24 protein-coding genes and 2 pseudogenes are annotated in these 22618 nt (G+C 71.4%); 11 read left to right on the top strand and 15 right to left on the bottom strand.

Translation table 11 applies throughout. The features are described 5' to 3' along the window. Positions 1-14: 14 nt before the first annotated feature. From ACZ7MG_RS42630 to ACZ7MG_RS42615, 4 genes are all read right to left on the bottom strand, one after another. The gene (locus ACZ7MG_RS42630; RefSeq protein WP_471396411.1) at positions 15-590 is read right to left on the bottom strand and encodes a copper chaperone PCu(A)C; all 576 of its coding nucleotides are present in this window, start codon (positions 588-590) and stop codon (positions 15-17) included. Further along, entirely contained in the window at positions 587-2875 is a 2289-nt protein-coding gene (locus ACZ7MG_RS42625; protein WP_471396408.1) for a heavy metal translocating P-type ATPase, read from the bottom strand. Before ACZ7MG_RS42625 ends, ACZ7MG_RS42630 begins: the two co-directional genes overlap by 4 nt. Further along, positions 2875-3123, bottom strand: a complete 249-nt coding sequence (locus ACZ7MG_RS42620) for a hypothetical protein (RefSeq protein ID WP_471396468.1) — start codon at positions 3121-3123, stop codon at positions 2875-2877. The genes ACZ7MG_RS42625 and ACZ7MG_RS42620 overlap by 1 nt, the downstream gene beginning before the upstream one ends. A 190-nt stretch (positions 3124-3313) precedes the next feature. Continuing rightward, entirely contained in the window at positions 3314-3958 is a 645-nt protein-coding gene (locus tag ACZ7MG_RS42615) for a DUF1775 domain-containing protein (protein ID WP_471396405.1), read from the bottom strand. Positions 3959-4815: 857 nt separating this feature from the next. Between ACZ7MG_RS42615 and ACZ7MG_RS42610 the strand changes: the two genes are divergently transcribed. The 4 genes from ACZ7MG_RS42610 to ACZ7MG_RS42595 all read left to right on the top strand — a co-directional run bounded on the left by ACZ7MG_RS42610 (position 4816) and on the right by ACZ7MG_RS42595 (position 7627). Beyond that, positions 4816-5607 carry a hypothetical protein gene (locus ACZ7MG_RS42610; RefSeq protein WP_471396402.1) on the top strand — a complete coding sequence of 264 codons (792 nt, stop codon included), beginning with the start codon at positions 4816-4818 and terminating at the stop codon, positions 5605-5607. Between the two features lie 168 nt (positions 5608-5775). Further along, complete coding sequence (locus ACZ7MG_RS42605; protein ID WP_471396401.1) at positions 5776-6390, top strand: sigma-70 family RNA polymerase sigma factor; 615 nt, start codon at positions 5776-5778, stop codon at positions 6388-6390. Positions 6391-6492: 102 nt separating this feature from the next. Next, positions 6493-6717, top strand: a complete 225-nt coding sequence (locus ACZ7MG_RS42600; protein WP_471396399.1) for a heavy-metal-associated domain-containing protein — start codon at positions 6493-6495, stop codon at positions 6715-6717. A 169-nt stretch (positions 6718-6886) separates the two neighbouring features. Continuing rightward, on the top strand, positions 6887-7627 hold the full coding sequence (locus ACZ7MG_RS42595; RefSeq protein WP_471946804.1) for a DUF1775 domain-containing protein: 741 nt from the start codon (positions 6887-6889) through the stop codon (positions 7625-7627). Positions 7628-7638: 11 nt separating this feature from the next. Here ACZ7MG_RS42595 and ACZ7MG_RS42590 read toward each other — a convergent pair whose 3' ends face one another. After that, entirely contained in the window at positions 7639-7872 is a 234-nt protein-coding gene (locus tag ACZ7MG_RS42590) for a short-chain fatty acyl-CoA regulator family protein (RefSeq protein WP_471395751.1), read from the bottom strand. 567 nt (positions 7873-8439) lie between these two features. Between ACZ7MG_RS42590 and tsaD the strand changes: the two genes are divergently transcribed. Together tsaD and ACZ7MG_RS42580 are read left to right on the top strand one after the other, a co-directional pair. Next, the gene (gene tsaD / locus ACZ7MG_RS42585; protein WP_471395752.1) at positions 8440-9525 is read left to right on the top strand and encodes a tRNA (adenosine(37)-N6)-threonylcarbamoyltransferase complex transferase subunit TsaD; all 1086 of its coding nucleotides are present in this window, start codon (positions 8440-8442) and stop codon (positions 9523-9525) included. Continuing rightward, positions 9522-10103: a GNAT family N-acetyltransferase gene (locus tag ACZ7MG_RS42580; protein ID WP_471395753.1), complete on the top strand. Its 582-nt coding sequence runs from the start codon at positions 9522-9524 to the stop codon at positions 10101-10103. Before tsaD ends, ACZ7MG_RS42580 begins: the two co-directional genes overlap by 4 nt. A gap of 164 nt (positions 10104-10267) precedes the next feature. Here ACZ7MG_RS42580 and ACZ7MG_RS42575 read toward each other — a convergent pair whose 3' ends face one another. From ACZ7MG_RS42575 to ACZ7MG_RS42555, 5 genes are all read right to left on the bottom strand, one after another. Further along, positions 10268-10687 carry a DUF6010 family protein gene (locus ACZ7MG_RS42575; protein WP_471395754.1) on the bottom strand — a complete coding sequence of 140 codons (420 nt, stop codon included), beginning with the start codon at positions 10685-10687 and terminating at the stop codon, positions 10268-10270. Positions 10688-11148: 461 nt separating this feature from the next. After that, on the bottom strand, positions 11149-11802 hold the full coding sequence (locus tag ACZ7MG_RS42570) for a class F sortase (RefSeq protein WP_471395755.1): 654 nt from the start codon (positions 11800-11802) through the stop codon (positions 11149-11151). Continuing rightward, positions 11799-12119, bottom strand: a complete 321-nt coding sequence (locus ACZ7MG_RS42565; protein WP_471395756.1) for a hypothetical protein — start codon at positions 12117-12119, stop codon at positions 11799-11801. The genes ACZ7MG_RS42570 and ACZ7MG_RS42565 overlap by 4 nt, the downstream gene beginning before the upstream one ends. Then, entirely contained in the window at positions 12055-12348 is a 294-nt protein-coding gene (locus tag ACZ7MG_RS42560; RefSeq protein WP_471395757.1) for a hypothetical protein, read from the bottom strand. Before ACZ7MG_RS42560 ends, ACZ7MG_RS42565 begins: the two co-directional genes overlap by 65 nt. Before the next feature lie 114 nt (positions 12349-12462). Continuing rightward, the gene (locus ACZ7MG_RS42555; protein ID WP_471395758.1) at positions 12463-12627 is read right to left on the bottom strand and encodes a hypothetical protein; all 165 of its coding nucleotides are present in this window, start codon (positions 12625-12627) and stop codon (positions 12463-12465) included. 311 nt (positions 12628-12938) lie between these two features. Between ACZ7MG_RS42555 and ACZ7MG_RS42550 the strand changes: the two genes are divergently transcribed. The 4 genes from ACZ7MG_RS42550 (at position 12939) to ACZ7MG_RS42535 (ending at position 17085) form a co-directional block, all read left to right on the top strand. After that, positions 12939-13691, top strand: coding sequence for a GntR family transcriptional regulator (locus ACZ7MG_RS42550; protein WP_471395759.1), 753 nt, complete (start codon positions 12939-12941; stop codon positions 13689-13691). 121 nt (positions 13692-13812) lie between these two features. Further along, on the top strand, positions 13813-15480 hold the full coding sequence (locus ACZ7MG_RS42545; RefSeq protein WP_471395760.1) for a purine-cytosine permease family protein: 1668 nt from the start codon (positions 13813-13815) through the stop codon (positions 15478-15480). Between the two features lie 222 nt (positions 15481-15702). After that, complete coding sequence (locus tag ACZ7MG_RS42540; RefSeq protein ID WP_471395761.1) at positions 15703-15846, top strand: winged helix-turn-helix domain-containing protein; 144 nt, start codon at positions 15703-15705, stop codon at positions 15844-15846. 36 nt (positions 15847-15882) lie between these two features. Then, complete coding sequence (locus tag ACZ7MG_RS42535) at positions 15883-17085, top strand: ATP-binding protein (RefSeq protein WP_471395762.1); 1203 nt, start codon at positions 15883-15885, stop codon at positions 17083-17085. A gap of 20 nt (positions 17086-17105) precedes the next feature. On the opposite strand, the pseudogene ACZ7MG_RS42530 reads toward ACZ7MG_RS42535, so the two are convergent. Together ACZ7MG_RS42530 and ACZ7MG_RS42525 are read right to left on the bottom strand one after the other, a co-directional pair. Next, positions 17106-17343, bottom strand: a pseudogene (locus tag ACZ7MG_RS42530) (sugar ABC transporter substrate-binding protein); the annotation flags it as partial. A 366-nt stretch (positions 17344-17709) separates the two neighbouring features. Then, the gene (locus tag ACZ7MG_RS42525; RefSeq protein ID WP_471395763.1) at positions 17710-18348 is read right to left on the bottom strand and encodes a DUF5707 domain-containing protein; all 639 of its coding nucleotides are present in this window, start codon (positions 18346-18348) and stop codon (positions 17710-17712) included. Between ACZ7MG_RS42525 and ACZ7MG_RS42520 the strand changes: the two are divergent. After that, positions 18307-19326: pseudogene (locus ACZ7MG_RS42520) on the top strand (ornithine cyclodeaminase family protein). The gene ACZ7MG_RS42525 and the pseudogene ACZ7MG_RS42520 overlap by 42 nt on opposite strands. Here ACZ7MG_RS42520 and ACZ7MG_RS42515 read toward each other — a convergent pair. The 3 genes from ACZ7MG_RS42515 to ACZ7MG_RS42505 form a co-directional block, all read right to left on the bottom strand. Beyond that, a complete protein-coding gene (locus tag ACZ7MG_RS42515; RefSeq protein ID WP_471395764.1) occupies positions 19269-20522 on the bottom strand; it encodes a HEAT repeat domain-containing protein in 1254 nt (417 codons plus the stop codon). The pseudogene ACZ7MG_RS42520 and the gene ACZ7MG_RS42515 overlap by 58 nt on opposite strands. A gap of 78 nt (positions 20523-20600) precedes the next feature. After that, the gene (locus ACZ7MG_RS42510; RefSeq protein ID WP_471395765.1) at positions 20601-20909 is read right to left on the bottom strand and encodes a hypothetical protein; all 309 of its coding nucleotides are present in this window, start codon (positions 20907-20909) and stop codon (positions 20601-20603) included. 741 nt (positions 20910-21650) lie between these two features. Then, on the bottom strand, positions 21651-22618 hold a 968-nt coding region (locus ACZ7MG_RS42505; RefSeq protein WP_471946800.1), incomplete at its 5' end, for a hypothetical protein.

The following is a 22618-nucleotide window of genomic DNA, read 5'->3' as shown; positions in this document are numbered from 1 at the left end:
GGCGGGACGGGCCGTCAGAGCCCGCCGGCGCCCGGCCGGTCCACGACCGCGAGCGTGCGTACGGCCCCGCTGTGCTCGAAGTGCAGGGTGAAGGTGACCAGGTCCCCGACCTGCCAGTCGGCGTTCGTCGGCAGGATCACGTCGAGGCCGGTGGGGGACATGGTGACGGTCGCACCGGCGGGGACGCCGACCGAGGGCACCGTCTCGGCGACGGCGGAGCTGGTGCCGGTCATGCGATGGCGGCTGAGGGTCGCATCGCCGTCGACGCCTTCGGCGGTCACCTTCACCAGCCGGTCCGCCGCTCCCCCGCTGTTGCCGATGCGGAAAAAGGCCGCCGTCTCCGGGGTGTCGCCGGTCGGCAGGAAGACCCGGCCCTCGGTGACGGCGATACGGGCCGGGGTGCCCGCGTTGCCGTACACGGTCCACAGGCTCAGACCGGCGAGGGCGAGGGCACAGGCGACGAGGGGCACGAGTACGGCGACCAGGGCATCGGTGAGACGCCGGCGCGTCGGCCGCCAGAGGGCGGCTGCCCCGTCGGTCGTCGCGGGTGTCTCCGGGCGGACGAGGGCCGTCGGCGGGCTGCCGGTCATCGGGGGCTTCTCCGGGCGGTGGGCGAGGGCTGCCAGGCGCGCAGCCGGAGGCTGTTGGCGACGACCAGCACGGAACTGGCCGACATGGCCGCCGCGGCGACCATCGGATTGAGCAGGCCGACCATGGCGAGCGGCACGGTGACGACGTTGTAGCCGAACGCCCAGACGAGGTTGACGCGGATCGTGCCCAAGGTGCGCCGGGCGAGCAGGACCGCGTCCGCGAGAGCTTCGATGTCCCCGCGTACGAGCGTGACGTCGGCCGCGCCGATGGCCACATCCGTGCCGGTTCCCATCGCGATCCCGAGATCGGCGCCGGCCAGGGCCGCGGCGTCGTTCACGCCGTCGCCGACGACCGCGACCCGGTACCCCTGCTCCTGCAGGTCCAGGACGAGTTCGGCCTTGTCCTCGGGGGTGCGGCGGGCGTGTACCTCCTCGATGCCCAGCGCGGAGGCCACGGCCCGGGCGGGCGCCTCGCGGTCGCCGGTGGCGAGGACCGGCCGTACGCCGAGCCTGCGCAGCCGCTCGACGGCGCGGTAGCTGCCTGGCCTCATGACGTCACCGACCTCGATCAGGGCCTCGGCCGTGCCGTCCACGCGTACCAGTACCGGTGTGCGGGCAGCGGCTTCGGCCGTCTTCAGCGCGTCCGCGAGCGCAGGGGGCAACTCGTCGTCCGGGGCGAGTACTTCGACGAGCCGTCCCTCGACGCTGCCTCTCACGCCTCGTCCCGGCAGAGCCTCGAACCCGCTCACGTGCGCGAGTCGCAGCCCGTCCGACTCCCGCCGGGCGTACGCGACGACGGCACGCCCGAGCGGGTGCTCCGAGCCCTGCTCGACGGCTGCCGCGAGCCTCAGTACGGCGTCTCGTCCGAGCCCGTCGGGTACGGCGGTGACCATCGCGACGCTCATGTGCCCGGTGGTGAGGGTGCCGGTCTTGTCCAGGACGACGGCGTCGATGTGCTGAAGCCCTTCCAGCGCCTGCGGACCGGTGACGAGCACACCCAGCTGCGCGCCCCGCCCGGTCGCCGCCATCAGCGCGGTCGGGGTCGCGAGACCCAGCGCGCACGGACAGGCCACCACCAGCACGGCCACGCACGCGGTGATCGCCGCCTGTGGATCGGCGCCGGCACCCAGCCAGAAGCCGAGCGCGGTGGCGGCCAGCGCCAGCACCACCGGGACGAAGACCCCGGCCACCGTGTCGGCCAGCCGCTGGGCCCGCGCCTTGCCCGCCTGTGCCTCGGTGACCAGCCGGGCGATACGGGCGAGTTGGGTGTCGGCGCCCACCGCGGTGGCCCGGACCAGCAGCAGTCCCCCGGCGTTGACGGCCCCGCCCACCACGCCCGTTCCCGGCCCGACCTCGACCGGCTCGCTCTCTCCCGTGACGAGGGACAGGTCGACGGCGGAGCTGCCCTCCACCACCTCGCCGTCGGTGGCGACCCGCTCCCCCGGCCGCACGACGAAGACCTGTCCGGCCCTCAACTCCTCGATGCGAATCAGCCGTTCGGTGCCATCGTCGTCCCTGACGGACACCTCCTTCGCGGCGAGCCGGGCCAAGGACCGCAGTGCCGCTCCCGTTCCGCGCCGGGCCCGGGCCTCCAGATACCGTCCCGCCAGCACGAACAGCGGTACGCCGACGGCCGCTTCCAGGTAGATGTGCGCGACGCCGTCGGAAGCGGTCGGCAGCAGCGTGAACGGCATCCGCATGCCGGGGTCGCCCGCGCCACCTAGGAAGAGGGCGTACGCGGACCAGGAGAAGGAGGCCACCACGCCCAGCGACACCAGCGTGTCCATGGTCGCCGCGGAGTGCCGAAGCCCTCGCACCGCCCGGATGTGGAAGGGCCAGGAACTCCAGACGGCGACGGGCGCGGTGAGGGCGAAGCACAGCCACTGCCAGTTACGGAACTGCAGGTCGGGCACCATCGACAGCACGAGAACGGGCACCGCGAGCAGGGCGGTGACGACCAGACGCTCACGTTCCTGCCTCGCGCTCGCGGATTCCTCGTCGCCGTCCTCACCGTCCGCCGACGCCTCCCGGTTCCCGTCCCGGCTCTTGGGCGGCTCGGGCAGGGCGGCCGTGTACCCGGCCTTCTCCACCGTCGCAACGAGTTCCTCGGGGCCGATCTCCGCCGGGTGACTCACCCGGGCGCGCCCGGTGGCCAGATTGACGGTCGCCGTGACGCCTTCCAGCTTGCCGAGCTTCTTCTCCACCCGGTTCACACAGGCCGCGCAGGTCATTCCGCCGACGGTGAGATCAGTGGTCACCAGGGCGCTCACCGGTTCCGTGCTCATCAACGGCCCCCCTCGCCCATCTCCATGTTCCCCATGTCCTCGCTCCCGGCGGGGCCGCCACCCCCGCCGGTGGAGTCGGCCGTCCCCCGCATGCCGGGCGCCACGGGGCCCGCGGCGGCTCCCACGGCGTAGGACACCGTGAAGATCAGGGCCAACAGCAGGAGGAAGCCGCAGAGGGCGGGCGGCGGGGCGGCCTTCCGCAGGAACGCGGCTGTGCCGGATAAGGAGGATTGCCGGGACTCGTCCATCAAGCGTGTCTCCAGGTCACGTCGTACAGCGCCGATCGTCGCGGTACCGATTCAGTAGTCGGAGCGACCGCTGCCCGAGTTCCGAAGCGCACCTGTGACGCGCATCACCCAGCAGGGGGCGCCTCGCGCGTGCCGTCCCGGACGGCCGGGTGGCCCTGCCGACGGACGCCATCGGCAGAGCCGCCCCGACTCATTCGGCGCGTGTTCCCGCGGTGCGGCTCCGCAGCAACGCGAACACCGCCGCCGCCAGGCCCAGTACACCCACGGTCAGACCGGCCGCGCCGAGCCCCCGGGCGGTGGAGTCGTCGTCGGCCAAGTTCGTCGCGGAGGTGTCGGACTTCTTCGGGCTCGCCGACGAGGTGGCCGAGGAACCGCCGCTTCCGCCGCCCGCCGCTCCGCCGCCCGCCGCTCCGGCGGCCGTGAGTTCGAGCACCGGCGCGGGGTCCTCCGGCTCCTCACCACCGGGCTCCGCCTCTTCGATCCATCGGACGGTCTTGCCGTCGGAGTACGTCTGCAGCGTCTTGAAGGCGAGGCGGCCCGTGTCGTCCGGGAGCTGTCCGAAGGCGACGTCGAAGTCCTCGTACTCCCCGGAACGGATCTTTCCTCCGGTCCAGGTGATCTCGGACGCGGCGTCGGTGATGGTGCCGTCGTCCGTCTTGAGCGGCGTCTCCAGCTGGACCCGGAAGGCCAGGGCGCCGTCCACGGCGCCTTTGGCATAACGGTCGGGGTGGACGGTGACGTGCGCGGAGGCCGCGTTCGCGGCGGTCAGGACGCCGACGGCGGCCAGCGCGGTGACGATGCCGGTGCGACGCAGGGTGAGGCGTATCGGGGACATGGGTGCTCGATCTCCGTACAGGAAGGCATGCGGGAGAGGCATGCGGGGTCGGGTCAGCGCGCGTACGGGATCGACACGGGTGGCCCGCGCCGGTGGACGGCATGCCGCAGCAACACCCGCCGCGGCACGCCCGTTTCGCCGACAACCCCTCGCACCGGGGGCGGCACACCCGGCGCACCTCGCGCCCCGCTCCGCACCTGCCACCAGGCGGCCAGCGACCGCCCGTCGCAGCAGCGTCCACAACGCGGCCTCACCACGCCACAACCACCAGGCCGGCACAACCGAGGCCACGGCATGAACGGCGGTGGCGTGGGCGGTCACCGCGTGGAGGGCCGCCGTATGAGCCTGAGCCGCATGAACTTCAGACGGAACCGTGCGCATGCCGTGAGTCATGCGCACGGCATGGGCGGCATGGGCGGCATGCGACCAAACGGCACCGAACAGGACGTGCAGTCCGCCCTGGGCGGTCAGCGTTCCACCCTCGATCCTGGCCAGAGACCTCTCTCCGCCCCCCGAGCAGCCAGCCGGCGGTGAAAACAGGAATGAACCCGGCGAGTTGGGCACCGATCGACGGCGCCACCCCCGCCACCAGGGCATGACCACCGGCGGCGAGCAGCACACACAGCTCGGCGAAGACCGCCGCGCGCAGGCTCCGTACCATCGGGGACGCCTTCACGCCGCCGATACTCCCACGCGCCTCGCCGGAAGCCGACCACCCCTGGAATCCGGTCGGACTCCTTCCACACTCCCGCATGTTGACGTGACCTGGATCACACCCGTTGTATTGAGTGGAGCACCCCATCGCTGTCCGTACCGATCGACGACGGCGGAGACGCGGATGCAAGGATGAGGCCGCCATGACTGCTGGACGAAGTGCTCGCATGCTGAGGGCCGCGATGTTCGCGGTCGTCTGCGTGCTGGCCGCTGTCCAGGGCCATGCGATGGCGTCGGGTATGACGGTGCCCGGGTGGGCACTTGCCGTAGGGACCGTGGCCGTCGGCGGGATCGCCTGGTCTCTGGCCGGTCGGGAGCGCGGACTCGTCGCGGTCGCCTCCCTTGCCGTCACCACCCAGGTCGCCCTGCACGCGTTGTTCTCCCTCGCCCAGGCCGTCGCGGCGGCACCGTCCGGCGGAGGACCCCTGGTGCAACGCTGGACGCGCTACCTGCTGTGCTCACCGCCGGTCGGCGGCGCGGACACCGAGGGCACAGCGGCTGCCACGCATTCCATGGGCCACGGAATGGCCGGCCAGCATGCCTCCCACACCATGAACTCGACGGACGCCTCGGGATCGATGATCTCGATGAGCGGCATGGAGGGCATGAGCGGCACGGACTCCATGGGCGCCGCCGCTCACGCGGGCCACGGCATGGAGGGCATGTCCTCGACGGGCATGCTCGTCGCCCACCTTGCCACCGCCCTGCTCTGCGCCGTGTGGCTCGCCCATGGCGAGCGGGCCGTCTTCCGCGTCCTGCGGGTGCTCGCCGGCTGGCTCGTCGCCCCGCTGGGGCTGCTGCTCAGGCCGCCCGCACCGCCGCACCGCCCGCGCGTCCGCGCCCGCCGAAGCGATTCGGACCGCACGCTGCGGCAGTTCCTTCTCGTCCACGCCATCACCTCCCGGGGACCACCTGTCGGAACCGCTGTCCTCTGACGACAGCCGGTTCCCCGAGGCCGTACGCGGAGTCCGTCACCGACGCTCCGCGCCCGCCTCGGGCATCGGCCGCCGCACCCGCCGCGGCCGTATGTCAACAGTCACCGGAACCACCACGCCCCCGCCCACCGCGCCGGCCTGGTTCCCGGACCCCGAGAAGGACTTCAGGTGCTCACTCCTGTCCTGCCCGACCCCAGAGTCGCACGTGCGTCGCGCGACGAGTCGATAACCTCCTGGGCACTCGCCGCACGCGGTGGCGACCCCGACGCCGTCGAGAAGTTCGTCGGCGCACTGCACCGCGATGTCATTCGCTACGTCACCCACCTGGGCGCCGACCCACAGAGCGCCGACGACCTGGCCCAGGACACCTTCCTGCGCGCCCTGGGCAGCCTGCACCGCTTCGAAGGCCGCTCCTCGGCACGCAGTTGGCTGCTCTCCATCGCCCGCCGCGCGGTGATCGACAGCATCCGGTACGCCGCCACCCGGCCCCGCCTGTCGGACACCGACGACTGGCAGTCGGCCGCCGACCGCACCCAGTCCCGCGGCCTGCCGGGCTTCGACGACGGCATCGCGCTCGCCGAACTCCTGGCCGCGCTGCCCGACGAACGCCGTGAGGCGTTCGTGCTGACCCAACTGCTGGGCCTGCCCTACGAGGAGGCGGCACGCGTCAGCCGCTGCCCCGTAGGCACGGTGCGCTCACGAGTGGCCCGCGCCCGCGGCTCACTGATCGCGTCGCTGCACGATGCCGAGGCGTCCCGCCCTGTGGTCGCGACGGCCGCCTGACCGCTGCCCTCGGCTGCCCGGGCCCGAAGCACTCCCGGCTCGGGGCACCCACCGGAAACAGCACACCCAGCCACCCACACGAACGAAGACAGGAGCATCACCATGGCCGCGAGGATCTACACCGTGTCCGGCATGAGCTGCGGACACTGCGCCGCGAGCGTCACCGACGAAGTGACCGAGGTACCCGGCGTCACCAAGGTCGACGTCGACGTCCCCGCGGGCCTGGTGACCGTGATCGGTGACACGGTCGACGAGGACGCCGTACGGGCCGCGATCGTCGAGGCGGGCTACGAGGTCGCCGAAGCCGTACGGAGCGCGGCGGCCTGAACCGGCGGCCCTGGCGCCGCCCCTCCCGGCCGGCCCTGTCCTCAAAGCCGTCCGCCGGGGGCAGGCCGGGGTCGTCACCAGGAGCGCGTAGGGCAGGGCGACCCACCCTGCCCTACGCGTGAACGGCAGCAGCACAGCCCCAACCCACCATCTCCACGAGGAGTCCACAGTGCATCGCCCGACCTTGCTACGCAGTTCGCGCCGTCTCGGCGTTCTCACCGCAGCCGCGCTCGCGGTCGCCGTCGCCACCGCGGGGCCGGCCGCGGCCCACGCGGAGGTCGAGGCGGAGGGCGCCCGCGCCCTCGACCAGAACGTCGACCTCACCTTCTCCGCCGAGTCGGAGTCGGCCTCCGCCGGCATCACCAAGCTGGAGGTGATCCTGCCGGACGGCCTCGTCCCCGCCGACCTCACCTACAAAGAGGGCCCGGACGGCTGGAAGTTCGCCCCCACCGACCGCGGCTACACGGTGTCCGGGGCCAAGCTCGCGGTCGGGGAGGACGTCGAATACGCCGTCACCGTACGACAGTTGCCCGACACCAAGTCGCTGGTCTTCAAGACCCTCCAGTCGTACAGCGACGGCAAGGTGGACCGCTGGATCGAACTGGAGGAGGAAGCCGAGGGCGACGGCCACGGCCACCCGGCACCCCGCCTGGACCTCAAGGCCGCCGCACCCGGCGCGAAGCTCGTGAGCCCCACCCCCTCGACAGACCCCACGACGGCCTCGCCCACCCCCTCGGCCGACAAGAGCGCCGACGCCTCCACACCGTCGGCTCAGGCCGCGGCGGACAGCACCGACAGCGACGACGACGGCAGCTCCCTGGCCGTACCCCTCGGCATCGGCGCGGCGGTCCTCCTCGCACTCGGCGGCGGTGTGTGGTGGCTGCGCAGCCACCGGAGCGGGGCTTCCTGACCGCCATGCGGTCAGGTGGTGCGGCCGGTCATGGAGTAGGGCACAAAGGTGCTGGTGTTCTGGTCGATCCGCAGGAGCCAGCCGAGTGCCGGTGCACCCCGCTGGTGGCAGTCGAGGCGTTCACAGAGGCGGCAGCCCGTGCCGAGGCGGCATGCGTGCCGGGTCTCGCCGCCGAGGCCGATGACGAAGGACTTGGCGAGTTCGCCCAGCCGCCGCTGTGACGGGCGGTCGCTCGGGCCGTCCACAAGTAACGCCCGCCGCCGCATATCTCGGCGATCTGGCCATGGCGGCGGCCGGGCACGTAGGCGTCTCATACACGTTCCACAGGGGCAGGTGCCGCCAACGTTCCCGTACCCAAGGCCACTGCGGGCGGCCGAAAAGTTCGCGCTGTCGCAGCGGACCTCCTCGGCCGCCGCATGGAAGACGGTGGCGCTGCTGCGGCGCAATCAACTGCGGTGCACACGGGGAGCCGCACCATCACACGGCGTGCCAGCGGTGCGGCCACGTCGCGGCCCTGGCGAGCGAGCATCTCACCGAGGCCGCGCGGAAGATCGAGGAACTCACCGGGCTGCGGCCCGACACCTCGGGTTCGCTGCTGGTCTACGGACGATGCACCCGCTGTTCCGAGTGACCTGAGGTGCGGGGCGGCGTCCTGGAACAGACGCTGACAGGCGGGACGATGCCCCGCACCTGGCACGTGCCGGCCATCGCGTTGGGATTCGACCAAGCCGCCACTCGCTACCAGTACACATCATCGCGACCCTTATTGCACACTGATTGCAACAACTTCTATAGTGCAGAAAGGGCAGCGTATGGGGCGCAAGGCATCTCCGGTCGTGCTGGGCATCGAGTCGTCATGCGACGAGACCGGAGCCGGGGTGGTGCGGGGCGGCCGACTGCTCGGCCAGGCGCTGGCGTCGAGCATGGACGAGCACGCCCGCTACGGCGGAGTGGTCCCCGAGATCGCCTCCCGGGCGCACCTGCAGGCCCTGCGCCCGGTCATCGGGCAGGCCCTGGACGAGGCCGGGCTGCGACTGTCCGACATCGACGCGGTCGCCGTGACCACCGGGCCGGGCCTCTCGGGCGCGCTCCAGGTGGGTCTGGCCGGGGCGAAAGCCATCGCGTATGCGCTGGGCGTTCCGCTGTACGGGGTGCACCACCTCGCCGGTCACGTCGCGGCCGACACTCTGGAGCACGGGCCGCTGCCGGACCCGTGCATGGCGCTGATCGTCTCCGGCGGCCACACCTCGCTCCTCCTCGTCCGCGACCTGGTGCGCGAGCCGATCGTGCATCTCGGGGACACCCTGGACGACGCGGCCGGGGAGTGCTTCGACAAGGTGGCCCGGGTCTTCGGACTGCCCTACCCCGGCGGCCCGGCGATCGACCGGGTGGCGCGCGAGGGCGATCCGCGCGCCGTCGCCTTCCCGCGCCCGCTGACCGGCCCGCGCGACGCCCCATACGCCTTCTCCTTCTCGGGGCTGAAGACGGCCGCCGCCCGCTGGGCCGAGGGCCATGCGGGGCGGGAGCTGCCGGTGGCCGACGGGGCCGCTTCGCTGCAGGAGGCGGTGGCCGACGTGCTGACCCGCAAGGCGATCGCCGCCTGCGTCGAGCACGGCGTCGGGACGCTGGTCGTGGTGGGCGGGGTCGCCGCGAACTCCCGGGTGCGCTCGCTGGCCGAGGAGCGGTGCCGGGCCGCCGGGATCGAGTTGCGGGTGCCGCCCCTCAGGCTGTGCACGGACAACGGCGCGATGATCGCCGCCGTCGGCGACCTCCTCGTCCGCGCGGGAGCGCAACCCGCCCCGCTGAACGTGTCGTTCGACCCGTCTGCACCCCTGGAGTACGCCTCGCTGACCCCCGGGACGAACCGCGCGGCGGTCCTGGCGGGTGCGGCCCGATGACCACCATCCGCGTTTTCGTGGACGCCGCTCGCCTCTCCCACTCCGACGCGCTGCGGGCTGTCTACGCCGACGCGTTCTGCGCACCGCCCTGGAACGAGGACGAGGCGAAGGCTGACGCTTTCGTGGAGCGGCTGGTGAACGACATCGCACGCCCCGGCTTCACCGCCGCGCTCGCCTTCGACGACAGCACGGCGGTCGAGGATGTCATCGGGATCGCCACCGCGTGGACCACCCTGGCGCCCTTCCCCACCGGCCGCTGCTATCCCCAAGTCGCCGCCGGCCTCGGCCCCGACCACACGGCGGCCTGGCTGTGCGGGGCCCGCGAAGTGGACGAACTCGCCGTCCGCCCGGAGGCCAGGGGCGCCGGCCTCGCCGCCGACCTCCTCGCGGCGGTGACCGAAGACGCTCCGGGTGGCCGCTCCTGGCTGCTCACGTCCGTCCGGTCGTCCCGCGCCATGTCCTTCTACCGCTCCCAGGGCTGGACCCAGGCCACCCATCCCTCCCCCGACGGCAACGGAATCGCCGTCTTCCTCAGCCCTCACCACCCGGCCCGACACCTGGCCGCCCAGCCCCTGTAGGCACCCGGAGTCCCGTCTCGCGCACCGGCGAGATCCGCCGCCGTTCCCTCGGCCTCCTCGCCGAGCACGGCCCCACGGTCGTCGCCCCCGCCCGGGCCGGCCCCCACACCAGCGCGATCAGGGGAATCTGCGCACTGAGCCATCGACGGTGCCGCAAGGGTCCGCTAGGGCGCGGTCCCGTCTCGAAGCGGCGCGGGCCGCTCACGCTCCAAAAGTTCGCGCGGGGAAGGGCCGCCTCGCAGGCACCACAGCGCGATGACGGGGTCACAGATCGCGCAGCCCAAGGACGAGTCGTGGGCGAAGGGGATCAGGGGGCTGCCCTTGAGATGGTGGACGACGTCCCACGCGGTGTGGAGCAGCCAGCCGATACCGATGAAGGTCCATGAGTCCAGGCCGCGGTAGGCGACATAGGTGACGAGCGCGGTGAAGGCGAATTCCCAGCCGCCCAGGCCGCCGCCGCTGAGGTACGCGGCACCCGCTCCGGCCACCATGACGGCGTTGAAGCGCCGCCGGTGAGGTTCACGGATGAGGGACATCAACAGCACGTAGAGGACACCGATACCGATCGGCACAAGGTAGTTCATGCGGGGCCTGTTCCTGAGTGACCGCGTGCGGGCCGCGCCGGCCGGGGCGGTTGGACGTCCGCGCCGCCCGGGTTACCCGCGGCACGGCCTCGCGGCGCGAGGTCGACTCATCACGCTAGGCCCGTGCCCGTTCGATCCCGAGGGGCACAACTGCCAGGTTCCAGCGGGTTCCCGCCACGGCGGGAACCGGCCTGTCCAAGGGGCCACCATTCCTACGACTCCCACACGGCCACCGCGGTCGCCCCCGCGCTCCTCCTCGCGATGCCACGTGGGGTACCAGGTCGCGGCGGCCCCTCAGCCGCCCCCAGCCTGCGACTTCGCGTGGGCGGCCTCCCGCATCGGCCCGTACCGCTGAACGAGCGCCCCGAAAGACTGACCGGCCGGCCGGCCGAGTACCCCGAGGGCCGGAGGCCGTGGACGGGTCGGTCTCCGGCCCTCGGGACATCCGGTCCGTCCACGCCCTACGCGACGGCCGTCATCTTGGCGAACACCACCACGTTGTTGGGGTAGTAGGACCGGTCCTCGTCGAACTCGCCGCCGCAGGTGACCAGTCGCAGCCCCGCATGGTCGAGGTTCTTGTAGACCTCCAGGGTGGGGAACTCCGCCTTCGGGTACTCCTCGACACGCTCCACCGAGAACGTCGCCGTCTTCCCGTCCTCACGGTTGACCAGGACCGTGTCGCCGGCCTTCAGGGTCTTCAGCTTCTTGAAGACGGCGTCCTTGCCGTTCCAGGTCACGTGCCCGGCGATCACCGCCGGGCCTTCGGAGCCGGGAGTCGGGCCGGGCTCGTACCAGCCCGCGAGATCGGGGTCCTTCGGGGTCGTCATCGCCCCCTTCGCGTCCTGCCCCAACGTCTCCAGGTCGCTCACCACACCGAGCGAGGGGATGGCGACCCGCTCGGGTGCCGAGCGGTCCAGGGCAGCGGCGGCCTGTCCGCCGCCCGAGCCCGTCGCCGGTGTCTGCCCGGCCGCGCCGCCTTGGCCCTGGGCGGGCTGCGAGGCCGAAGTGTCCTGCCCTCCGCAGGCGGTGAGGAGCAGCGCCGCGACAGCTGTGGCGATGACGGGGACGGTGGCCCGTCGGGCCCCGGCTCCCGCGCCCAGGAGCGAGCGGTTCACGCGGCACCCCCGGCCTTCACCGTGGCCGTCGCCGCACCGGACGTCATCCGCCGGCGCGCGACGAACAGCACACCGGCCGCCGCCGCGGAAGCCGCACCCGCCGTACCGATCATCACCCCCGTGGACGTCCCGCCGGTCCCGGCGGCGCTGCCGGTCTCGATGCCGCCGACCGGGACGGACCCGACCGCGGCGCCCTTGACCTCACCGCAGTTGGTCGGGGCGGTCGCCTCCTGGGGCAGCTTGGGGTCGAGTTCACTCTTGCCGGCGCCCTCGAAGTCGTACTCGCCGTTGCCGTTGGGGTCGATGCCGTGCTGCACCAATGTGCAGGTCCTTGATCTTCTCGACCACGTCCTGGCCGACCTTGATGGTCCGCTTGTAGGAGATCCTGCCCTCGTCGTCGGCCACCGGCATCCGGTCCACCGCCAGGCCGCTGGTCGCCACGTCGGTGTCGCCCGAGACGGTCAGCGCGATGTCGATGTCGCCGTAATGGACCGTGGCCTCGGTGTTGTTGAGGATGCCGTCCTGGTTGGGTGTCGGCACTGGCATCCGGGCAGACGAAGTCATGGCCCTCGGTCGAGCCGTCCAGGTGCTGCGCGGAGGGCTGACCCGGCACCATTCCCTCGGACTTGATCCACACCGTCATCTCGTCGCCGCGCAGGCTCACCAGGGCCGTGCCCTTGGAGCCGGAGTCGTTGAGCTGCTCCAAGTCGAGCTGGAACGCCGGGTGTCCGACTCCGCGAACACCGGGGACGAGGTGCCGACGGTGAGGAGGACTGCGGCGGGCAGAGCGGCGAGCACCGTGAGACGGCCGGTTCGCTTGGACATCAGATTCGTTCCATTCCGCGGCCTCCGGTCCAGAGAGCCGCACCTCGGTCGTAGATCAACATCCTTTGACCGCATGAGAGTTGGCGACTCGCGGCGATGGGCGCCGTCACCCCACCGGGCTTAATGCAACTTGTATGCAGTTACTTGTATGACGCATCAGGGATCGCCGATGTTCAAAGTCGAGAAGAAGAACCGCTCGCCGGGCACGGCGAATCCGGCATACCGGGCGGCCGAAGAGTGAGGTCCCGGAAACCGGCCGTTCACGGCACGAGGGCCCCCAGGGAAACAAGCGCTTTCTAGCGTGTTCGCTCATGGATTCAACGCTGTATACGCCGCCGGATGCGGTCCCGGATCCACTTCCGGGCCCCCTCCCGGTCGCGTCCCCCGCGCCCTCGCTGCGCGAGGCGGTCTACACGCAGCTGCGTACGGCCGTGCTCGACGGCGAGTTCGGCCCGCGTGAGCGGCTGGGCGAGATGCGGCTCGCGGCCCGGTTCGGGGTGTCGCGAACCCCGGTGCGCGAGGCACTGGCACGGCTGCTGGCCGATGGCCTGATCGAGCGCGGCGACGGCGGATTCTTCGTCACGATCCCCAACCTGGCTCAGCTCAGGGACCTGTACGAACTCCGGGTCACCCTGGAGCTGCGCGGAATCGCCCGCGCGATCGAGGACTTCTCCGCCCGGCACGATCCGGCCGTCATCAGCGCCGAGTTGGAGCGCTGGTACGCCATGCGGGAGCGACCGCCGGCACCGGACCCGCGCTTCGTCGTCCAGGACGAACGCTTCCACGCCGAACTCTCCCGAGCCTCCGGCAACCCGGCGCTCACCGACGCCCTGGTGGCGGTCAGCGAGCGCATCCGGCGGGTCCGGATGTACGACTTCCTCACCCAGGACCGGGTGGAGACGACCATCACCGAGCACATCGAGATCATGGAGTGCGTCCGCGACGGCCGACTCGACGACGGCTATCGCGCGTTACACGCCCACGTCGGCGACTCCATGGCCGTGGTGCTCGAACACGCCCAGCGCGCCATGACCCAGATGGCGCTGCACGCCGACCGCCTCTGACTCCCGGGAAGCACACCCGAGTTCTCCCACCCGCCCCCACTTCCCGTCCGCCCGTCGACGCCGCCGCCGACGCCGGGTCCGCGCCACCGCTCCTCCTCCCCCCTCCCCCGAAGGACGACCCATGAGCGCCACAGACTCACGTCCCACCACAGCGACCCCACCCCCCTCCGCCAACTCCGAGAAGAGCCAGGCGACCAAGGAGACCCTGGAGGACTACACCCTCCGGTTCGCGCCGCGCAGTTACCGCCGCTGGACCCCGATGGTCGTGGCGACCACGGCCCTCGGCGGCATCGCCTACATGGCCGACTTCTCCATCGGCGCCGGCATCGGCTTGGCCCACGGAACCGGCAACGCGCTGGTGGCCATCGCTGTGGCGGCCGTCGTCATCTTCGTCACCGGCTTCCCCCTCGCCTACTACGGCGCCCGCTACAACATCGACCTGGACCTGATCACCCGAGGCTCCGGCTTCGGTTACTACGGCTCGGTGATCACCAGCGTCATCTTCGCCAGCTTCACCTTCATCTTCTTCGCCCTCGAAGGCTCGATCATGGCTCAGGGGCTGAAGCTGGGCCTGGGCCTGCCGCTGTGGCTCGGCTACCTGGTCTCCACGCTCATGGTCATCCCCCTGGTCATCTACGGCATGAAGGCCCTCAGCAAGCTCCAGGTGTGGACGACCCCGATCTGGCTGGTGCTGATGGTCGCCCCGCTGGTCTACCTGGTCGCCACCGACCCCGGCACCGTCGACCGCTTCCTCTCCTATGCCGGCACCGACGGCGAGGGCGGCGTCAACACCGCCTCCGTCCTCCTCGGCGCGGGCGTCTGCCTCTCCCTCATCGCCCAGATCGGCGAGCAGATCGACTACCTGCGCTTCATGCCGCCCAAGACCGAGGCCAACAAGCGGAGTTGGTGGACCGCCGTGATCATGGCAGGCCCCGGCTGGGTGGTCCTCGGCGCGCTGAAGCAGGCCATCGGTGTCTTCCTCGCCGTGTACATCCTCGCGAAGGTCGGACCGGAGGCCGCGCCCGAGCCGATCCAGCAGTTCCGCAGCGCGTTCGACACGATGATGCCGTCCTGGCTGGTCCTCCCGCTCGCCGTGGCCCTGGTCGTCATCAGCCAGATCAAGATCAACGTCACGAACGCCTACTCCGGCTCCCTCGCCTGGACCAACTCCTTCACCCGCGTCACCAAGCGCTACCCCGGCCGCATGGTCTTCGTCCTGGTCAACCTCGGCTTCGCGCTGGCCCTGATGGAAGCGGACATGTTCAGCTTCCTCAACAGCATCCTCGGCTTCTACTCGAACTGCGCCATCGCCTGGGTCGTCACCGTCGCCACCGACATCGGCGTCAACAAGTACCTGCTGAAGCTCTCCCCGCTCCAGCCCGAGTTCCGCCGCGGCATGCTGTACGCCGTCAACCCGGTCGGCGTCGTGGCCTTCCTCGCCGCCTCCGGCCTGTCGATCGCCATGTACTTCCACGCCTTGGGCGACACCCTCCAGCCCTACTCCCCCGTCGCCGCAGCCGTCATTGCCTTCGTCCTCACCCCGCTGATGGCCGTCGTCACCAAGGGCAAGTACTACCTGCGCCGCACCGACGACGGCATCGACGAGCCGCTGCTCGACGCCGACGGCAACCCCAGCGCCACGACGTACGACTGCCACGTCTGCCACCAGCCCTACGAACGCCCCGACCTGGCCGCCTGCGCCACCCACGACGCGATGGTCTGCTCACTCTGCCTGAGCACGGACAAAATCGGCGACCATGTGCTGCCCGCACAGCCGACGACCGCCTGACCCGCGGCACGGACGGCGGATGCCCCACCGACCTTTGGCCCGAGCGACCTGATCGGTCCGGTCGGCCGGGACGCATCCGCCGACCGGCGCCCCACCCCACCGCGCGTCACCACCCGGTTGGTCGCCTCCGGTTGATCACCATCCGGTCGGTTGTCTCCCGGCCTGTCCCGGAGAAGCTGCCGTCGTGTTCGACACGGCCTCAGAGCCTCCTCACGGCCGTGGATGTGCCGAGGAGCGCGCGCGTGGCGTGGCACTTCGGGTCGGCGAAGACGCGTGGTGGACGTCAGCGTCCAGCGGCTGCGGGCCAAGATCGGGCGGGAGCGGATCGAGACCGTCCGCGGCTTCGGCTACAAGTTCAGGCCATAGCGTCACGGCGCGCGAGCAGGGACACCAGTGACCCCGATGAACCTGAGTACTAAGATCAGCCTCGCCGTCGCCACCATCGCGGCCGGGGTGGCTGTTGTCGTCGGCGTACTGGTGCACTCCATGGTCGCCCGGGACCAACTCGCCGCCGCCCGGCGGGAGCTGGACGGCCAGCTGCTCAGCGCGGCCGCCGAGTACGCCGCCGGAGCGAAGTCCGGGGGGCGGCTGGATCCGCCGGATCTCCCTACGGGGGTGGCCGCGGCGGTGAAGGCCGGGCGGCGAGTGACCCTTCTGCAGGACGCCGACGGCGAGAAGCCGATGCTGTGGGCTGCCGGTCGCGTCTCGGACCGCAACGTGCTGGCGGTCAGCCGCTCCTACCGCCCCGAGGCGAGGGCGCTGGCCACGCTGGACCGGGCCCTGTGGGGCGCCGGGCTACTGGCGACCGCGGCCGCCTCGGCGATCGGGCTGGGGCTGGGCAGCCGGATGGGTCACCGGGCAGCCATGGCCGCCCGTACGGCCCAGAGCATCGCCGAAGGCGACCTGGATGCCCGAGTGGCCCAGTCCGGCCGGGACGAGATTGCCCGGCTCGCCACTTCAGTGGACACCATGGCCGATGCCCTGAAAGCCCGGCTCGAGGCCGAACGCCGAGTGACCGCCGACATCGCGCACGAGCTGCGCACCCCCGTGACGGGCATGACCACGGCGGTGTCCCTTCTACCACCGGGGCAGGCCACGGATCTCGTACGCGACAGCGCCCGTACCCTGCACCGCCTCGTCGACGACGTCCTTGAGGTCGCCCGCCTGGACGTCGGCGTCGCACCAGTCGAGCTGGAGCCCCGTCAGGTCAGCGCCCTCGCCCGGCGTGGGGTCGCCGGTATGGAGGCGGTGACGGTGGACATCGTCCGCGACGAGGTCGTGGTAACCGACCCGCGCCGGGTCGAGCGGATCCTGGCCAACCTCACCAGCAACGCGCTCCAGCACGGCGCAGCGCCCGTGACGGTCGAGGTTGACGGCAGAGTCGTCCGGGTGCACGACCGCGGGCCGGGCTTCTGCGAGGAGCTGCTGGAAGCGCTGCGCACCTTCGGGCCACAGCGCTTCCACACCGGCGCCCGCACCGGCACAGGCCTCGGGCTGACCATCGCTGTCGGCCAGGCTCGCCTCCTCGGCGCCCGGCTCACGTTCGCCAACCGTCCCGAGGGCGGTGCGGAAGCGATACTGGAGCTTCCAGAGAGTCCAGTCTGACCATCCGTCCGGCTGCCAAGGTCCGATCCGAAGAACTCCAGCAGGCCGAGGTCCTTCCCTTGTCCGTGCCCGAGTTGAAGCCCACCACGGGGATGCCAACGGCCGTGGCCTTGGCGATGACGTCTTTCGTCAAGTCGGGTGGGCCAGGGTGATGGCGATGCCGTCCACCTGCTGGTCGACGGCGCGCAGCCGGTTGGCCCGGTTCCCGGCACTGAGGTCCGCCGAGCAGAGCAGTTCAACGTGGTCCGGAGCTGCGGCACCCGACTTCCTGAAAGCGGTCGGCAGGCCGGCGCCGACTGCCTGCAGAAGTCGCTTCATCGGCGTCACGGCGGCTGCTGGACCAATGGAGGTCTTCCATGTTCGGTGCTCCCTTCCATGAATCCAGCAACCCGGCTGCGGTGAGGCGCTCGAGCGTGTCGAACAGTTCAGCAAACACCGACGCCACCGGCAACGCCCTGGGCCTGGTCGACGACGCGGGCAAGCGCACCCACACCTACGTCTACGGCCCCGCCGGCCTACCGCGAGCGACGTCGACGGAGGCGGTGCCGCAGCCATTCCGCTACCGCGGCGCCAACCTGGGCCCCACGGGCCGGTACACGTGGAATACGCGTGTGCATCTCTGGATCAGTTATTGGCGACACCGTGCCGATAGCGCTCCGAGTGATCGCGGCAGCAGGCGGAGTATCGGAGGACCCTTCCCCTGACGCGATGTTCGAGTGCGACGCGGTTGACCGAAGACCGGCGCACCATTCGAGGAGGGCCTCTTGGATGTGCCCGACCATGGTCGGTCAGCGCGCGGCACGAAGGTCGTGTCCCGTCCTTGGCCGTCTCCAGTGCCGAGACGTACCACGTGCCCTTGGCCATCTGGGCCCACTCCCCCTTGGTGACCTTCAGCGTGTAGGTGAACCGGGTCCGCTCATCCGACGTGCTCCGGCACCTGGCGCTCTCCGTCGAGCGCAGCTCCGCTTCGGTCGGGTCGAGCTTCGAACTCGCGGGCCAGACGACAACATTGAGGCTTCTGATACCCGAGTCGTCGTTCACGTCCACGGTGTAGGTGAACGAGCCCTCGACGTCATTGGACGCGGGCACGAAGTGCGCCGAACCGTTCTCCAAGGTCGGCTCTGTGGGGGCCGAGGCCAGGGCGAGTCCGCCGACGGCCACTCCACCGAGGGCGACACCGCCGATGAGCGAGGTGAAGACGATGGTCTGGGCGACTCGCCGGTGGCGGTGTTCGCGCCGGCGGGCGGGGACGGTGACGTGCACGTGAAGTCGGCCTGGCTCCCGGGCCGGCCGCTGTTCACCGTGAAGGTGGCGACCTGGTTCCAGGAGCGTGCCCGGCGGGGCGGCGCCCCGGGAGCCGGTGTCGTCGCCGTGTTCGACGCCCGGACCGGCGACCTGCGGGCCCTGCTGGAGGACGAGCACCACCTGTCCGACATCCGCACCGCGGCCGCCGGGGCGCTGGCCGCGCGCACCCTGGCCCGGCCGGACTCCGCCGCGCTCGGCGTCTCGGCACGGGAGTCCAGGCGTATCTGCAGACCCCTGGCGACCGCCGCCGGGCTACCGGTCCGGGAGGTACGGCTCTGGTGACGCAGCGACGAACGGGCCCGCCGTCTGGCCGCCGCCCTGGCCGCCCGGCGTCCCGACCTGCGCGTGATCCCGGTCGGCTCGGTCCGGGAGGCGTGCGAGGGCGCCGATGTGCTGGTGACGGCCACCGCCGCCACCGAACCGCTGGTCGACGCGGACCTGTTGGCCCCGGGCCTGCACATCACCGCCGTGGGCGCCGACGACCCGGCCAAGGCCGAACTGTCCGCGGCCTGTCTGCACCGCGCCGACCGGATCGTGGTCGACAGCCGCGCCCTCAACGCCGTCCACGGAGACCTCGCCCGTGCCGGAGCGGCCGCTTTGGACCTCACCGAGCTCGGTGAGGTGCTCGCCGGATCGGCGCCGGAACGCGAACGCGCCGACGACATCAGCGTCTGCAAGCTCATCGGCCTGGGCGTTCAGGACCTCGCGGCGGCAGCGGCACGCTGGACCGGCTCGGGAACACCAGCCCGGCCTCCGGCCGGCCACCGGCCTGCGCGACGGACCTGCGAGCCGACACGGCCCCGGATCGCTGAACGACAGGTCGACGCCCATGGCCGCCGTGTGTGGTCCTTTCGGTACACCCGTGGTCGGGAACCTCCTCAGGAACGTTCCACGATGTACGCGGCCATCGTCTCCGGGTCACCCGGCAGGCCGTAACCCCGCACCAGCCCGCCGAAGTTGGCGAACCTCATGTCGTTCAGCCGCCATGTGCCGGGAGAGTCGGCGAGTACCCGGACCAGCCGCCGCTGGCGTTCGTCCAGGGCGGCGAAGGGAGTGCCCTCGGCCAGCGGCCCGTGGGGGAACGCCAGCCGTAGGGCCGCGTCGGCCACGGGGAGCGCCTCCGTCCCGGACACCTCGGTCAGACGGGACAGCAGGCTGGTGAACGAGCCGTCCGCGTGCACCTCGCCGAGCAGCCGCAGTGACTGCGCCGCGATGCCCCGCAGGTCGCCGCCGTAGAAGGGGATGTCGTCGCGGGGTTCGGCATCGTGGCCCACCCAGCCGCACAGTTCCTCGGCGACCCGCGTGCCCGCGGCCGGGCCGTGCAGCCGGGCCAGGGCGATGGCCGCGCCCCAGCGCACGAGGTCTCGCGGATCGTCGAGCGCGTCCTCCGACAGGCCTGCCGGCCGCGCCGATCCGGGTGTGGCGAGCAGGCCCGTCGACACCGTGGCGGTGGCGGCGACGGCCGCTTCGGGCTGGTGGGCGGCGGTCGCCAGCGCGGGAAGACTCTCCGCGGCCTCTTCCGGGAACCAGCCCAGCGCATAGGCGGCGGTCCTGCGGAGCACGGCGTCCTCGTCGGTGAGCAGGGTGCGGATCAGCGGCAGCCCGGCGCGCACCGCGTCGTACACCGCCAGCTCGATGTACGCGTAGAGCCGGTCGGCGTCGTCGCCGTCCAGCGTCTCCAAGTAGGAGAAGAAGTACGGCTCGTCGTCGAACTCGTCGTCGAACTCGCCGTCGTCCTCGTCCTCTTCACGGTCGTCGTCCCTCCGGGCGTGGCCGAGCCGCAACAGCGCGTCCCCGCCGACGGCGGCGCGGCGGTGCTCGGCGATGTCGTATCCGGACGGCAGATGGGCCTCGTCGTAGCCGATCGCCAGGTGGACGAGCAGTCCGACGATCTCCGCCCGGTCCGGCGTCGCTGGATCGGCGAGCAACTCCAGCAGAAACGGCACCGCATGGGCACTGGCCTCGTAGCGGGTCCCTTGGTGGAATATGTTCCCGTACAGCTGGCCGAGCGCCTTCTCCCGGACATCCGCGTCGGCGGAGCGCAACGCGCGGATCTGGTCGGGCACATCGGCGGCGGCACCGTAGGCATGCGTCAGCCCGGCCCAGTCGACAGTGTCGAGTCGTTCAAGCATGGCGACAGCATGGCATCCGGGTCTGACACACCCTTCGGGAGTACGTTCGCCCGGGTGGGGACCGGGTGGGGACCGCGCTCAGATGGTTGGGAAGACCGCCGCGAAGAAGAACCACCGCAGTGCTGCCCAGAAGACCGCCATCGACTTGCGGGCGGCCTGTCTGAGGGTTTCCGCGTGCCCCGCGGAGATACACCGCAACAGGCGCTGCGGGGGGACGAAGCCGTACAGACCGAAGACGATCGGGAAGAACCACAGCGGGGTGATCGTGACCAGTTCGGACTCGTCGAGTTCGGGAACATGACCAGATAGATGCAGGCGGCTCCCAGCACACCGGAGACGAGGGCGGTCACGTAGACGGTGGTCAGGGCGGCCGGGCTCAACCGACATGGCCGGCCCGGGTGCGGGGCCGGCCATGAGGACGGGCGATGCGTACGGGACTTCGCCAGCCGGCCGGAGTCGGTTTCCCCGCCCGGCGGGCGCACGATCACGGCCAGGTCGGACAGCAGCCGCGCGCCGCCGTCGGTGAGGAGACGGCTCGCCCGGCTCCACATCGCGACGGCACGTCGGGGGTCGCCCGCGGCCTGTGCCTGGTGCGTGGCCTCGAAGAGACGTGCGGCCTCGCGTGGGTCGCCCCGGTGCTGGGCGAGCGCCGCCCCCCGCTGGCCGTGCAGCCCATCCGTTCGGCCTCCGCGACCGCCTGCTCGGCGTCACCGACCGCGAGGGCGTGGCTGAGGAGGCGCCTTGGGATCGGTCACGGACGACGAGATCGGTGCTGTCATGGCTGGGCTGGTGCGAGGAGTACGGCTACGGCGGCCCGGCGGTCCCGGTCCGGACGAAGCGGCTGGCGGTGCCGGACTTCGCCGGCCTGCTCGAAGATGGCCGTGGACCGGCTCATCGCCCGGCGCGAAATCACCTGCGGGAGAAGACGCTGCGGCGGATGCTCTATGAGACCACCGGGCGGTCGGAGGAGATCCTCGGTGTGAACAACGAGGATCTGAACCTCCCTGCGGGCAGGGGCGCGAGGACTTCGTGCTGGAAACCGACTACGAAACTTCCAACGGATCTCCCGACGGCCTCGCTGCTCAACGACGGGCTTGCGCATCAGACTCAGCTCCCAGTCGGTCGGTTTCAGCTGCTCATGCCTGCGGCGAAGGGCATCGTCTGCCAGTGGTCGACCGCGGGCTTGAGGTACTCCATCAGTTCGGGAAGTTGCGGGACCAGGGTGAGGGTGGCGATGACTCGCAGCATGCCCACGGCGTTGACGAAGGCGAGGACCTTTTCGTCGAGCGGCCTCATGCCGTTGCGTCGTGCGCCGCGGTTGTAGGCGGCTTCGTGCTCGGGTCCGAGAGCGGCCAGGTCCCACTCGACGGGCCCCAGAGTGACCAGTTCGAAGTCGGCGTAGAGGTCGCCGTCCACTGCGCGGAAGATGTTGGCGGGCGGGGAGTCGCCGTGGATGGGCTGGAGGTCGATGCCGGGGAACCGGGCTTCGAAGGCGCCGCGTGAGCGTACGAGGGGTTCGAGAGCCTGCCATTCGCGGCGGGCGCGGTCGAGTTCGGCCGCTCCGATCAGGTCGGGATGCCGACCGAGCAGGGCGAGGCTGTCCGCGATGAACCCCGGGTCGGCGGCGGACAGGAACTCCAGGCGGCGGCGCGGGTAGGCGCGCAGTGCCGCGTGCAGATCGGCGACACTCTCGGCGTTCGCCACGTAGTCGGGTTCCTTGTTCCTGTCCTCCTCGACGAACGGCCAGAACGTCATCGAGAACCCGTCGCGCCGCACGGGCTCGCGCGGAACGAGCGGGCTGGGCGCGATCACGGGGATTCCCTGGCCGGCCAGCCACCCGGTGACATCCAGCTCGTCCCGCTGGCGGTGCGCGAGGGCGGCCAGGTCGTCCGGGCGGGGCAGGACGGTGGGAATGCGGGCCACGACCGGCGAGGGGGCCAGGTGGACGACGACCGAGAAGACGTCGTGGAGCACTGTGGGCTCGGCGACGGTCAGGCCGACCCCACGCCCGGCCGCGACGGCTGCCTCGACGGCAGCCGAGGTGCGGTCGGCGCGCTGTTGTGGTGTCAGGAAGGTGGTCATGGAGCCCTCGTTTC

It is taken from the genome of Streptomyces sp. NPDC107538 (genome assembly GCF_055657445.1).
The sequence above is the reverse complement of the archived record's forward strand: the minus strand, read 5'-3'. Positions and strand labels throughout refer to the sequence as shown.

Coding starts and splice junctions, on each gene's coding strand:
- ACZ7MG_RS42630 (WP_471396411.1), bottom strand. CDS start 590: ATGACCGGCAGCCCGCCGACGGCCCTCGTCCGCCCGGAGACACCCGCG.
- ACZ7MG_RS42625 (WP_471396408.1), bottom strand. CDS start 2,875: ATGAGCACGGAACCGGTGAGCGCCCTGGTGACCACTGATCTCACCGTC.
- ACZ7MG_RS42620 (WP_471396468.1), bottom strand. CDS start 3,123: ATGGACGAGTCCCGGCAATCCTCCTTATCCGGCACAGCCGCGTTCCTG.
- ACZ7MG_RS42615 (WP_471396405.1), bottom strand. CDS start 3,958: ATGTCCCCGATACGCCTCACCCTGCGTCGCACCGGCATCGTCACCGCG.
- ACZ7MG_RS42610 (WP_471396402.1), top strand. CDS start 4,816: ATGACTGCTGGACGAAGTGCTCGCATGCTGAGGGCCGCGATGTTCGCG.
- ACZ7MG_RS42600 (WP_471396399.1), top strand. CDS start 6,493: ATGGCCGCGAGGATCTACACCGTGTCCGGCATGAGCTGCGGACACTGC.
- tsaD (WP_471395752.1), top strand. CDS start 8,440: ATGGGGCGCAAGGCATCTCCGGTCGTGCTGGGCATCGAGTCGTCATGC.
- ACZ7MG_RS42580 (WP_471395753.1), top strand. CDS start 9,522: ATGACCACCATCCGCGTTTTCGTGGACGCCGCTCGCCTCTCCCACTCC.
- ACZ7MG_RS42575 (WP_471395754.1), bottom strand. CDS start 10,687: ATGAACTACCTTGTGCCGATCGGTATCGGTGTCCTCTACGTGCTGTTG.
- ACZ7MG_RS42560 (WP_471395757.1), bottom strand. CDS start 12,348: ATGCCAGTGCCGACACCCAACCAGGACGGCATCCTCAACAACACCGAG.
- ACZ7MG_RS42555 (WP_471395758.1), bottom strand. CDS start 12,627: ATGTCCAAGCGAACCGGCCGTCTCACGGTGCTCGCCGCTCTGCCCGCC.
- ACZ7MG_RS42550 (WP_471395759.1), top strand. CDS start 12,939: ATGGATTCAACGCTGTATACGCCGCCGGATGCGGTCCCGGATCCACTT.
- ACZ7MG_RS42545 (WP_471395760.1), top strand. CDS start 13,813: ATGAGCGCCACAGACTCACGTCCCACCACAGCGACCCCACCCCCCTCC.
- ACZ7MG_RS42540 (WP_471395761.1), top strand. CDS start 15,703: ATGTGCCGAGGAGCGCGCGCGTGGCGTGGCACTTCGGGTCGGCGAAGA.
- ACZ7MG_RS42535 (WP_471395762.1), top strand. CDS start 15,883: ATGAACCTGAGTACTAAGATCAGCCTCGCCGTCGCCACCATCGCGGCC.
- ACZ7MG_RS42515 (WP_471395764.1), bottom strand. CDS start 20,522: ATGCTTGAACGACTCGACACTGTCGACTGGGCCGGGCTGACGCATGCC.
- ACZ7MG_RS42510 (WP_471395765.1), bottom strand. CDS start 20,909: ATGTCGGTTGAGCCCGGCCGCCCTGACCACCGTCTACGTGACCGCCCT.